The organism is Bacteroides sp. BFG-606 (genome assembly GCF_024788145.1).
Taxonomy (GTDB): domain Bacteria; phylum Bacteroidota; class Bacteroidia; order Bacteroidales; family Bacteroidaceae; genus Bacteroides; species Bacteroides vicugnae.
This window is the reverse complement of record NZ_JANUIL010000002.1, coordinates 1-12,317: the sequence shown is the minus strand read 5'-3', so window position 1 is coordinate 12,317 and position 12,317 is coordinate 1. Positions and strand designations below refer to the sequence as shown.

The following is a 12,317-nucleotide window of genomic DNA, read 5'->3' as shown; positions in this document are numbered from 1 at the left end:
GACAACTTATACCAATAGTACAGGTCTGGATATGGGGTACGAAAGTGTCTGTTCAAGGAGATATCAATACTAATGCCTCTATTATTGCCACTTGCGACGGAGCATCGGGCTCTGGTTCCAACAAGTTTGTCCGTTGGATTATAACAGATGGCGTACTGGGAAGTCCTCAAGTTGTTTCAGTAAACGGTGTAGATAGTTGGGGAGCACCTGTATCAAACACTAAAGTTGTGACTAAGGGAACTACCGCTCAAAGTGATTATTTCTTGTCATATTATGACGCTAACATACTTTATTGGGTGAATGGAGCAAGTAACAATGCAGCCAAATCTTTGGCAGATTCCGACAATGGTAATTCTTGGGCAATGAACAACAACTGTCTGGATGCAAGAAGCTTTAATAATGCACAATATCTTGTATTGGTATGTACAGCTCATTTCCCACAATGGGGTGGAACTCCATACCTATATATGTATGATGTAACATCAGACGGATCATTCACCGGTACAGTATCTACTTCGGATGCTTTGTCATTCAATCCGACACTTTCTTCGTTCAACTCTGCTGATGGTGTAGCTGCAACAGGCGATGTATTGCTTGCCCCAACAACAGATGGATATAAACTCCGTGTTTACTACGTGGATAACAACTGTAAGGTTATCGGAGGATATGAATTTGATTGTATCGACAAATAATTAAAGTAGTATCTACTTAATAAAACAAATATGATATGAGAAAATTTCTAGAAATACTAATACTGACTTTCTTGGGAGCAGTTACAATAACCTCCTGTAGTGATAATTCTGATGGAATTCCCGGATGGCCGTGGAACGATAATTCGGACAGAAAAAGCCGGACGAGCCGGATGTTACAGAAGCTAAGCCACGATATATTTGGATTGATGCGGCTGCTAATTTTCCTGACTATGCCAATAGTAAGGAAAACATAGCCAAAGATATGGAAAAGATAAAAGCGGCAGGATTCACTGGATATTATTGTCGATGTACGTCCCACTACAGGAGATGTATTATTCAATACAAATGTTGTAGATCAGGTGAAACGTATGGATGTATGGGGGTAATTCCGGATATAGTTATTATGAAAGGACGGAAACTTGGGATTACTTACAAGCATTTATTGATGAGGCTCGTAAACAGGAATTAAAAGTGAATGCATCCATCAATACATTTGTAGGCGGTTATTTATGTCCGTATAATCTGGGGCATGATGGAGTATTATTCCGTGATGATTCTAAAAAAGGATGGGCTAGTGTAGCTAATTTGGCTGATGGGCCAACCAATACAATGGATTTGTTGGACGATGAGACTGATTATGGGACAAAATTCTTCAACCCGGCTAATGATGATGTACAAAACTTCGTTTTACAATTATTGGCCGACTTGGCTAAATATGATCTGGATGGCATTATACTAGACCGTTGTCGTTATGATGACTATGGTTTAGAAAGTGATTTTTCAGACATTTCCAAACAGAAGTTCGAAGAATACATCGGTGAAACTGTAGCAAACTTCCCGGCAGATATTATGGCACCCGGTACGGATGAACTTCCTTCGGAACAGCCTGCCTATTTTAAGAAGTGGCTGGAATTCAGAGTGAAAGTTATTCATGATTTCGTTGTAAAGGCGCGCGACAAGGTTAAATCTGTCAATAACAATATCAAATTTGGAGTTTATGTCGGTGCTTGGTATTCTACATACTATACGTCAGGTGTAAACTGGGCCAGCCCTAAATACAACACCTCTACTTACTATCCGAAATGGGCTACTGCCGATTATAAAAAATTATGGATATGCAGATCATTTAGACTATATCTTCTTGGGTGCCTATGCTTCCGTGAACAATATATATGGAAGCGGGGAGTGGACCATGGAAGGCTTTTGCAAGAATGGACGCGAATTGCTACAAGGTGATGTACCTTTTGCCGGTGGACCGGATATAGGTAACAGTACCGGATGGACCGACGGAGGACAATCTGCCAAAATTCCGGATGCCATTGATGCTTGTATCAATAATAGCGACGGTTTCTTTGCCTTCGACCTTTGCCACATTAAGATGTATGACTACTGGAATGCTTTTTAAAACGGGCTTTGATAAATATCTGAATCTATCGAAGAATAAGGTTTGAACTAACCAACTAATTATGAAAATATATTTATTACAATTTTTTTTATTAGTAGGTCTAAGCTTGAATTTACAAGCCCAGATTCCTTCTTAATCATATTCGCGGGAAAGTGACTTGCGATGGAATAGGAATTCCAGGAATAGTAGTTACCGACGGAATAGACTGTACGTTGACTGACCAACAAGGCCAATACACTCTCCTCTCCAATAGAGATGTTCGTTTTATTTATTTATCCACTCCTTCCGGATATTTGCCGAAAGCAGAACAAACAATACCTTTATTCTATCAAAAGCTGAATCCGGCCAAACAAGGTGTTTACGATTTCGAATTGATAAGAAATCCGCAAAATGAAATGAATCATCTTTTTTTGGTGCAGGCAGATGCCCAAGTGACTTCCGAGGATGATGTAAAAGCCTATGCAAAATATTTGCAGGATATGAAAGAATATATTCGTCCTTATATAGGTAAAAAAGAGGTATTCGGTATAGATTGTGGGGATATTGTAGGAGATACTACCCCTCTTTATATCCCTCATATATAAACACGGTATCATCATTAAAGCTTCCCATATATCGGGCAATCGGTAATCATGACATGACGTATGGAGGACGTACTTTGAATACTCCTATCGTACTTTCGAAAGTTATTTCGGTCCCATCTATTATTCATTTAATAAAGGAAATGCACATTATATCGTACTCGATAATTGCTTTTATGTCAACCGTGATTATCAATATATAGGTTACATTGATGAACGCACTTTCCAATGGCTGGAGCAAGACCTCTCATACGTGCCTAAAGACAAACTTGTCTTTGTGGTAATGCATATTCCTTCCAGTCTTCAGAAGAAGTTAAGATATAATACCCTAGATCAGGATGAAAACTGTAAATACAGCTGCACTGTACAAACTATTGGAAGATTATAATGCTCATATCATTTCCGGACATACACATTTCAATTTGAACGTATGCTTTAATGATTCATTAATGGAACATAATACAGCTGCCGTATGCGGTACTTGGTGGCGTGCAGATATTAATGTGGACGGCACTCCGAGGGGATACGGAGTATATGAAGTAGATGGGAATCAAGTGAAATGGATATATAAAAGCGCAGGCTATCCGGCAGAACATCAGCTACATGTATATCCTGCGGGATCATCCGACGAGCATCCTTCTGATATCATTGCTAATGTATGGAACTGGGATGAACAATGGAAAGTGGAATGGTATGAAAACGGAAAGCGAATGGGAGAAATGCAACGTTATAAAGGGTACGATCCTACAGCCAAAGCAATCTGTTCTTGACAAAGAAAAGGTGAAGTATGAATGGATTTCCCCTGTTCTTACCGAACATCTTTTTCATGCTACTCCCCACAATAAGAATGCTAAAATGGAAGTGAAAGTAACAGACCGCTTCGGTAATGTATACACTAAAGCTATAGAAAATAAATAAAGATAATATGTTGAGAGCCAGATATTTTATATTATTGATATGTTTGTCGTTTCTTTTGAAGGCAGAAGCTAAAGTAACTCTAACTTCCATTTGGGGGAGTAATATGGTGTTGCAGCAACAATCAGAGGTTACTTTCTCTGGAACGGCAACTTCGGGAAAACGCGCAAGCTATCGCTTCATGGGATAATAAAAAAGTCCAAACGAATGTTGATACAAAAGGTGAATGGAAACTTACGCTTCAAACACCGAGAGCCGGAGGGCCATACAGTATAACGTTCTCGGACGGAGAGGAACTCAAGTTACAAAATATTTTAATAGGAGAAGTCTGGTTCTGTTCCGGACAGTCGAATATGGAGATGCCTGTAAAAGGATTCCGTGGACAGCCAGTGTTTGGCTCCCAGCCGTACATTGTATCTGCCAATCCTCAACGTCCATTGCGTCTCTATACAGTAAAAAATGCCTGGAGTACCACTCCACAGGAAGCTGGGGTGGAAGGAGAATGGGAAGAAGCCTCTCCGGAAGAAGTTGCTAATTTCAGTGCGACAGCTTATTTCTTTGGTAATCAGCTACAACAATCTCTGGATATTCCCGTCGGACTGATACATTGTTCCCTGGAGTATGTCAAAAATAGAGGCCTGGATGGATAAAGAGACTTTGTCGGACTTCCCGGAAATAGCATTACCCTGCGTGGAACAGAAAGAGTTTGAATGGATGGCAGGGACTCCCACATTATTATGGAATGCAATGGTAAATCCATGGAAAGGATTTCCTGTTAAAGGAGTTATCTGGTATCAAGGCGAAGCAAACACACCCGATCCTGGATTATATAAAAGATTATTTCCTGCGATGGTTTCCCAATGGAGAACATTCTTCAATAATCCCCAAATGCCATTTTATTACGTACAGATTGCGCCGTGGAAATCGGAAGGCAATGATAAACAGGATTGGGCTTGGTTCCGTCAATGTCAGTTGGAATTGATGTCAGAAGTTCCTAATGTCGGGATGGTGACAACAGGAGATGCCGGAAGTGAAAACTTTATTCATTCACCTTATAAAATAAAGATCGGTGAGCGATTGGCTTATTGGGCATTGGTAAAGACCTATCATCGTAAAGGTATTCAATATTCCGGTCCTATATATAAATCACACCGGATAAAAGAGAACATAGTAGAAATAGATTTTGAACATGGTGAAGATGGATTGACTCCTGAAAATCAAAATATAAAAGGATTTGAAATAGTCGGGACAGATGGTATATTCCGATCGGCTAAAGCAGAAATAATCAATGGCTCATCCACTGTAAAAGTATGGAATGATTCTGTAAATGATCCGGTAGAGGTGCGCTATTGTTTCCGGAATTATATGTTGGGAGAACTATGTAACAATGCGGAAATTCCTGCTTCTCCTTTCCGGATTGTAATCAAGAAGAAACCTGCTTTAATGTGGTTTGATGCCGAAGCTAATTTCGAACGTTTCAGTCATAAAGACTCGATAGACTACTATCTGGAGAAAATCAAATCATTAGGTTTTACCCACGCAATAGTGGACATCCGCCCCATTACCGGAGAAGTACTTTATCAAAGCCAGTTTGCCCCACAGATGAAGGAATGGAATGGTGCAAAAGCTGGGAATTTTGATTACTTGCAACATTTCATTAAAAAAGGGCATGAATTGGGACTTGAGATTCATGCTTCCCTAAATGTGTTCTGCGCCGGACACAATTATTTCGATCGCGGAATGGTATATAGCGGACATCCGGACTGGGCATCAATGGTGTATACTCCCGAGAAAGGCATTATTCCAATCACGGAAGAAAAACAGAAATACGGTGCTATGATTAACCCCTTGAATGAGGAATATCGGACGCATATTCTGAATGTACTGAAAGAAGTGGTGACCAATTATCCTGATTTGGATGGACTGATGCTCGATCGCGTACGTTATGATGGAATAACAGCCGACTTTTCATCACTTTCGCGTGAGAAATTTGAAGAATATATAGATAAGAAAGTGACCAAGTTCCCCGAAGATATTTTTGTTTGGAAGAAGAATGCTGGTGGGAAGTATATCATGCAACCGGGAAAGTTTTTCCAGAAATGGATTGAATGGAGGACGAAAAACATTACTGATTTTATGGCATTGGCACGTAAAGAAGTTAAAGCTACCAATCCAAAAGTTTCTTTTGGCACATATACTGGAGCTTGGTATCCGTCTTACTACGAAGTAGGAGTTAATTTCGCCAGTAAAAAGTATGATCCGGCTCAAGATTTCAGCTGGGCTACTCCCGAATATAAAAATTATGGATATGCAGAGCTGATTGATTTGTATGCAACTGGAAATTACTATACAGACATAACAATAGAAGAGTATAAGAAAACGAACCACAGTATCTGGAACGAAACAGACTCACAAGCTCAAGCCGGTACATGGTACTGTGTGGAAGGTTCTTGTCAACACTTACGTCAAATTCTGAAAGATAACAAGTTTATGGGTGGTATCCTAGTAGATCAATTCTACGATAACCCGGGAAAATTATCTGAAACAATAGAAATGAACCTCCGTCGATCGGATGGACTCATGGTATTTGATATTGTACACATCATCCAAAAGAATCTTTGGAAGGAAGTAGAAAAAAGGAATGCGTGAAGGGGGAGCTTTATGAATAACAGAGCTTTAGCTTTAGATGCTTTAAGAGGATATGCAATTATTACGATGGTACTTTCGGCTACCATCGTAACGCATGTTCTTCCCGGTTGGATGAGTCATGCGCAAACGCCTCCGCCAGATCATGTGTTTAATCCGTTGTTACCCGGCATTACTTGGGTAGATCTTGTGTTCCCTTTTTTCTTGTTCGCTATGGGAGCCGCGTTTCCTTTTTCCATAAGGAAACGTGCTGAAAAAGGTGATTCAAAACTGAAACTTGTTTATGAAGCTGTCAAACGGGGGGATTCAGTTGACTTTCTTTGCTATTTTTATCCAGCATTTTTATCCGTATATGTTAAGCTCTCCACAAGATATGAGGGCATGGTTGCTGGCTATACTCTGTTTTATTGTTCTATTTCCCATGTTTATGCGTATTCCTTTGAAGATGCCGGATTGGGTACATACTTCAATAAAAGTTGGAGCTTACATTATCGCTGCTATCATGTTAGCAACCACCTCTTATGCGGATGACAAGACATTCAGCCTATTCTCCAGTAATATCATCATTTTGTTGTTGGCTAATATGGCTATTTTCGGCTCTATTCTTTACATTTTCACAATGCATAATCGTTGGATACGTTTAGGAATTCTGATATTGCTACTGACAATGATATTAGGGAGTACAGTGGATGGTTCGTGGACACAGAGTGTATTTAATTATACTCCTCTGCCATGGATGTATCGGTTTGATTACTTGAAATACTTATTCATCGTTATTCCCGGCAGTATAGCTGGCGAATATTTAGCGGAGTGGATGAAAAACATATCAAAAAGAGACGGATGATTATGCTACATCTCCTTATCGTAAAATGAGTATCATGTTGATGATATTATCCGTCGTTCTTATCATTAGTAATCTTTACGGTCTCTACACTCGTAATTTGGTTATTAATCTGGTGGTTACAGTTTTATTGCTGCTAACAGGCAAATGTATATTTCCCCACAAGGTGGATGGAATAGTCCTATTATGGAAAAAAGCTGTTTAATGCAGGCGCATACTTACTTCTTTTGGGTTTGTGTTTTGAACCTTTTCAGGATGGCATTAAAAAAGATCCGACAACTTTTAGTTATTTCTTTGTTACTTCCGGGCTGGCTTTTCTGGCTCTTATATTCCTAAGTATTATTTGTGACTATTTCCGGTGTGTCAAAAGTACTCGTTTTTTAGTCATGTCCGGTCAGAATCCAATGATAGCTTATGTGGTCGGCGATTTATTGATTATGCCATTAGCTAACATATTAGGAGTTGCTTCATTGTTATCTTATTTTCAACAAAGTGCTTGGTTAGGTTTTCTCCAAGGAGTAATTCTTACTTCTTTGGCAGTTTTAGTGACTATGTTCTTCACAAAAATCAAATGGTTTTGGAGAACGTAAATATCAATGCGATTATTTTATATTAAAAAGATTTGCTTTCTGTCGCTTTTTTATAGATTCTACTATTTCCTATCCTTTGTAAATGAAAAGAAGTAGAGAAGTAAACAAATAAAATACGGTATTTATATGCATAATTACGAATAAAAGAACGGTCATTTGCATATAAATTACCGTATTATTTGCGAAAAACATACGGTTGATTCTAATGAAACGTACGGTTGGTTTTAAAGAAACACAAGGTTGGTTTATAAGAAACGCCACGTACATTTAAAAGGAAACATATTCTACTCGTAAAAATAGGATTTCTTGATTTATTAGAGGTGTTTTTAGGACTCTGTTTAGTTAAACAAAAAGCATGTATGGATTGATAAATGCATTCACTATGCGGCGCATAATATTCAATAATAATGATTATGCTCTATAATAGAAGAATTTCTTCGATTCCTGAATTATACAAATCACTAATCCGTACGATTCTTTTCTACGCCTGGCATTGAGACTGAATAAATTCGGATTATAGTGCAATTCAAATATCAAAATGACATTTTATCATTTTGATATTTGAAGATTTGTTTCTATTGATATAGCGTACGAAAAAGCCGCCTATTAAGATTATTAAAATAGTGACGCTATGTCAACAGGATAGCGTTGCTATAAGCTTCATATAGCGACGCTATACCAAGCCGATAGCGACACTATTTTATTTGATTGCTTTTTTTATGATTGGACAGACAAGATCAGCATATCTCATCATGCCTAAATCTGTGAAATGAATACCATCAATTGTGGCTTCTCCATCTTCTCCCAGCATATTCTTTGAAGAGATTAAAATAATATTCTTCTCATTTTCCTTCTTTAGTCGGTTGAATATCTCCCTTAGCGTATCATTCTTTCTTTGTACTTCCTTAGCAATTCTTTCATCATAAAGTGTATGAGTGAAGATAGGATCTTCTATAAAAATGATTGGCGTATCCGGATGTTTACTACGAATGATGTGATAGAATGTTTCCATACGTTCTTTCATCTGTTCTACAGAAGCATTAGGCACAAAGTCCAAAACAAAAACACTGGCATCTACCTCGGCTATCACTTTGGCGACTTCTAAATCTAGCAATGCATTTCCACTGAATCCCAGATTGATACATTCACGATTTAATCTTCTTGATATAACGTTTGTATGTGCCATTCCGGGACGTGAAGCACAACCTCCCTGAAGAATACTGGTTCCATAAAATACAACCGGCTTCTGACGAATTGGATAATCAATTAAAGGCTGATTGATAGTAGCTAACGAATCAATCCCTATAGATAGGGAAACCAAACCGTCATAGAGAGGAAGATAAAGCATATATTCTCTCTCTTCCGGTTGCATGTTAGCAATGATTATTGCTTGATTTATTTTTCCATTCGGACGACCACTGTTTACAAAACGCCACTCCCCATTCTTCTGAAGACAATAAAGGTCTAAGCCTTTTGCACCTGTATCAGTCATGTGATTCATATGAAAATTGATAAGAGCTTCCCATTTTGCAGCTATCGTGGTAGAATTACTGCAAAAACGTATCGCCATTCCGGCAGAATTACGACTTAAATTCCATAACGGAGCACGGGAAATATTCTTCAATGAATCCGGAAGTCTTTCATATCGTACTCCGGTGGCTTCGGTGGCTTTTCCTAATAGAGGGAACTTTGATGCATCATGATATACTAGTTGGGCATATATATGACACATCAAAAAAAGCATTATAAAAACACAAATTCTTCTTTTCATATTTTGAATATTATTGTTTCAAGTTCTCCAAAAGCATTTTATTCGGGTAAAGAACATGGTTACCAATACTGATAATGCCGTTAATACTACCCCTCGTAAAAATCCCATCCATGCATTCTCATTGAAATAAACAAGCAATGATGCAATTCCTAATAAATTGATTACGGGCATAATCAACAGATCTCCTACTACATAGGCCATCATGGGATTTTGTCCGGGCATTACAAGAAAACGGGTACTCTTTACACAACGAAAATAATCACATATCACATTTAAAAGCAATAAAGCCATAAATGCCAGACCTGAAGTGAGAAATAAATAACTCAAAGTGGCGGGATCTTTTTTTTATACCTCCCTGAAAAGGTTCAAAGCATAATCCCAAAACAACTAAGAAAGCTCCGGCTGTAAAAAAGTTCTCTCCAAAGCTTTATAAATCCTGTGCCCTTTCTCAATAAAAAGACTCCACTTATCAGCAACGGAATATTTATTATCAGGTTCAAGACTGAACAATGTGTATAAAGTCCTGCCAAATTTACAATAATTATAGCTAATGTCAAAAGAATCATTGCGATAGCTTTCCATTTATTTGTAGATTCAACAGACGAATCATTGTGCTGCTTCAGCCACTCCATCAAATACTCTCCGGCGATGCTTCCCGGAATCACGATAAGGAGATATTGTAAATACTCAAAATGAAAAGCCCAAGGTAGAGGTGTGTAGGTGTATATAGCTTGTGTCCAGGAATTGTCAACCTGTCCACTTAATAACAAAGCCATCAATATTAGTAATACACCTATTCGTGCCCGGAGATTTTGCATTGTGAAAATATATATGACCGAACCAAAAACAGCCATATTTGCCAGCAGTAATATGATTATGTTGTTGAATGATACATCAAAAGTTCTTTCATTTGCATATTGAGTTGTCAGTAACAAGACAATGGCTATTACATAGGCCGTTACCTTGATAACTGTACGCATCCAATCTGGCATTTTCAGAGGGATGCGAATGAACATAGGAAATAGTATAATAAAACAAAGAATGGATAATAACCAGGCACGCACGTCTTGTGGATTACTTAAAACATACGGATAAAAATGTTGAATAAAAATAGCAAAGAAAGTCAATTGCACACCTCGCTTGATAGCTTCATATACTAATCGTAACTTAGTATCCCCTTTCTCAAATCTTTTTTGATCGAGAAAGGGAAAGCAGCACCCATTGCAAACAGGAAGAATGGAAAAACAAGATCCACCCAGGTGATTCCCGATAAACTGGCATCGAAAGCTCTGTCCGGAGGAGGAGTTTGTGCGTGATACATCCATCCGGGTAGAGAATTCCATGCAACAGTTGCCGAAAGCACCATCGTGATGATGGCATAACCTCGTAGGGCATCTAAAGCATAAGCACGTTTATTCATATATCTATGGATTGATTGTTTGAATATATTCTTTGCCAAAACGGTCGGTTACTTTAACCGTTATATGAGCATCTTTATTTTTAGGAGTTGCCCGAAACATATGTTGGGTAGGTCTTGGGGTAATCCATGTATATACCATCTTTTCCCGGTCCGAACATACTACTGATGCGTATGGATCTAAACCAGTATATCGTGTCATGTTTCCCATCAACTGACCGTCTTCCAGCCATTCCACTTTCCACAGTTTATCCCAGTTCCATACATTAGCAATAATATCTGACGGATGTTCCTTAGAAGCTCCTACAGGATAAGAACGAAATTGATGTTCTTTGGGATATCCGGAACTTTTGTAATACCATTTTACATCGTTATCATTTACTTCATATACGCCATAACCACGTGGAGTACCATCCAGACAAATATCCGCTTTCCACCACGTACCACAAACTGCAGCCGTATTATGTTCCATCAGATTCTCATCGAATACGACATTAAGATTGTAATGAGTATGTCCTGTGATAAGATGTGCTTTGTAGGGTTTCAACATCTGATGCAGTGCACCTGCGTTGACCATCTGATTACCAATCATATCATAGTTATACAAAAAAGCTTCTTGTTTTTCTGTTTGGCGGGAAGGGATATGCATAATGAAGAATACGAGTGCCCCTTTCGGTACGTATGATAAATCCTTATCAAGCCATGCAAATGTTTTCTCATCCAGATAACCCATATAGAAATAATCACGTCCGATAAAGAAATTATTGTCTACTACAATATAATGGGCATTTCCCTTATTAAAAGAATAGTAAGAAGGACCAAAAGTATCTTCAAAAGTCTTGTAGGAAGTTTCATGCGTGCGACCGTCATAATTCATATCATGATTGCCAACTACACGATAGATAGGTATATCCAGTTGATCGGCTCTTTTCAAATAATCGGGATATAATTCTTGATGATCGCCTACAATGTCTCCACAATCAATTCCAAAAACTTCTGTTGTTGCATAAGAAGAGAGAAGTTGTTTGCAATCGTCGACTACATGTTGATAAATAGCCAGTTCGTCTCTGGAAGTAACTTGTATATCAGATTGAGCTACAAAAACATGGGAAACATCATCTTTGGGATTCTTCTTCAGATTAAAATTATAGTTTTGCTTTTTAGAATAATCAATAGGTAGATAGAAAGAAGGGATAGTTCCTTTCCGGTCTGTCAGATAGCCTGAAGGAGTACAAATATATACAAAACGACTGTCTCCCAAAGTGGGGATACTATATTTCCCTGAAGCGTCGGTCTGCACACATATATGGCCGTCGGTAACCATTACTCCCCCCATTCCTTTACCTTCGCAGGTGACTTTACCTTTGATAATGTTGATAGAGGCTTCCGCCTGAACTGAAAGGTTCAGGCAGAAACACATTAAAAGAAATAAAAACAAGTGTAGTTTATTCGTTCTCAT

4 protein-coding genes and 5 pseudogenes are annotated in these 12,317 nt (G+C 38.4%); 5 read left to right on the top strand and 4 right to left on the bottom strand.

Features of this window, described 5'->3' with window-relative positions:
* Positions 1–44: 44 nt before the first annotated feature.
* The 5 genes and pseudogenes from NXV01_RS25640 to NXV01_RS25590 all read left to right on the top strand — a co-directional run bounded on the left by NXV01_RS25640 (position 45) and on the right by NXV01_RS25590 (position 7,670).
* Positions 45–692 (top strand): hypothetical protein, encoded by a 648-nt coding sequence (locus NXV01_RS25640; RefSeq protein ID WP_259023492.1) that lies wholly within the window; start codon positions 45–47, stop codon positions 690–692.
* Between the two features lie 35 nt (positions 693–727).
* A pseudogene (locus tag NXV01_RS25965) lies at positions 728–2,143 on the top strand (alpha amylase family protein).
* Positions 2,144–2,158: 15 nt separating this feature from the next.
* Positions 2,159–3,596, top strand: a pseudogene (locus NXV01_RS26110) (calcineurin-like phosphoesterase C-terminal domain-containing protein).
* A 7-nt stretch (positions 3,597–3,603) separates the two neighbouring features.
* Positions 3,604–6,258: pseudogene (locus NXV01_RS25595) on the top strand (alpha amylase family protein).
* Positions 6,255–7,670: pseudogene (locus NXV01_RS25590) on the top strand (DUF5009 domain-containing protein). The pseudogenes NXV01_RS25595 and NXV01_RS25590 overlap by 4 nt, the downstream one beginning before the upstream one ends.
* A 700-nt stretch (positions 7,671–8,370) precedes the next feature.
* On the opposite strand, the gene NXV01_RS25585 reads toward NXV01_RS25590, so the two are convergent.
* From NXV01_RS25585 to NXV01_RS25570, 4 genes and pseudogenes are all read right to left on the bottom strand, one after another.
* A complete protein-coding gene (locus NXV01_RS25585) occupies positions 8,371–9,441 on the bottom strand; it encodes an SGNH/GDSL hydrolase family protein (protein ID WP_259022801.1) in 1,071 nt (356 codons plus the stop codon).
* An 18-nt stretch (positions 9,442–9,459) separates the two neighbouring features.
* Positions 9,460–9,768: a hypothetical protein gene (locus NXV01_RS25580; RefSeq protein WP_259023482.1), complete on the bottom strand. Its 309-nt coding sequence runs from the start codon at positions 9,766–9,768 to the stop codon at positions 9,460–9,462.
* Between the two features lie 38 nt (positions 9,769–9,806).
* A pseudogene (locus tag NXV01_RS25575) lies at positions 9,807–10,807 on the bottom strand (DUF5009 domain-containing protein).
* Positions 10,808–10,865: 58 nt separating this feature from the next.
* Positions 10,866–12,317, bottom strand: coding sequence for a calcineurin-like phosphoesterase family protein (locus NXV01_RS25570; protein WP_148367925.1), 1,452 nt, complete (start codon positions 12,315–12,317; stop codon positions 10,866–10,868).

What these genes read in the sequence shown, in the direction of transcription:
- NXV01_RS25585 (WP_259022801.1), bottom strand. Translation starts at nt 9,441, where the DNA reads ATGAAAAGAAGAATTTGTGTTTTTATAATGCTTTTTTTGATGTGTCAT.
- NXV01_RS25570 (WP_148367925.1), bottom strand. Translation starts at nt 12,317, where the DNA reads ATGAGAACGAATAAACTACACTTGTTTTTATTTCTTTTAATGTGTTTC.